At 34.4% G+C, this 741-nt stretch carries 1 protein-coding gene and 1 pseudogene; both read right to left on the bottom strand.

Annotated features, from left to right (window positions below; genetic code table 11):
* The coding region (locus EUBIFOR_RS12280; protein ID WP_003866331.1) for a transposase at positions 1–450 on the bottom strand (450 nt) is incomplete at its 3' end.
* Positions 402–741 (bottom strand): annotated as a pseudogene (locus EUBIFOR_RS12275) (IS5/IS1182 family transposase); the annotation flags it as partial. The gene EUBIFOR_RS12280 and the pseudogene EUBIFOR_RS12275, both read right to left, overlap by 49 nt.

The raw sequence follows: 741 nt of genomic DNA, 5'->3' as shown, positions 1-741 counted from the left end.
CTTATCATTTGGACATAGATAACAGTCGTATTCTTCATCATAGACATATTCGTATTTTTTAAAGAAGCCTTTTTTGGTCATTGGTCTTTTATATGGCATATAAGGAATCTGATCATTTTGTACAATGGCTCTGCATATTGCGGGTGTCATATATCCGGCATCTAACGAAATATTCTTAATCAGGTATCCATATTTTCCATTGATCAATTCTTCATAGGCATCAAAAAAACTAACACTATCATGTACATTTCCAGGAACTGTTGTAACTGCCAGTACGAACGAATTCTTATCGCAGAAAGTTTGATGCGAGTACGCAAAACATTTCTCTTTCTCACCTTTATGGAAGCAGCCACTTTCTGGATCTATAGTGCTTTCTGTAATTGTTTTAGTTGAAGTTTTTTTTACTTCTTCACCCGTTTCTTCATCATGTACATATTCTGTATGCACCATTGAATCAAAGGCTCTTTACCTATACATTCTCTATCCTCGTTGATTTCAACCAACAGATCATCTTCGTATTTCTTTTTGAGGATCTCTACTTCTTTTTTGACACTTTTTCTTTTATTGGCATTTGCCTTCTGATGCGTACTGTCTCCAAATACCGTTGTGAAATCGACAAAACCATAATCAACGGCCTGTTCTAATATTTCCATAAAGATCTCTTCAAATATAGTTGAGTCTTTATATCTACGAATATAGTTCTGAGACCATGTAGAAAAGTTTGGAATCTTCTCATCAATA

Origin of the sequence: Holdemanella biformis DSM 3989 (assembly GCF_000156655.1) — a bacterium.
Taxonomy (GTDB): Bacteria; Bacillota_I; Bacilli_A; order Erysipelotrichales; family Erysipelotrichaceae; genus Holdemanella; species Holdemanella biformis.
This window is presented reverse-complemented; position numbering and strand designations above follow the sequence as displayed.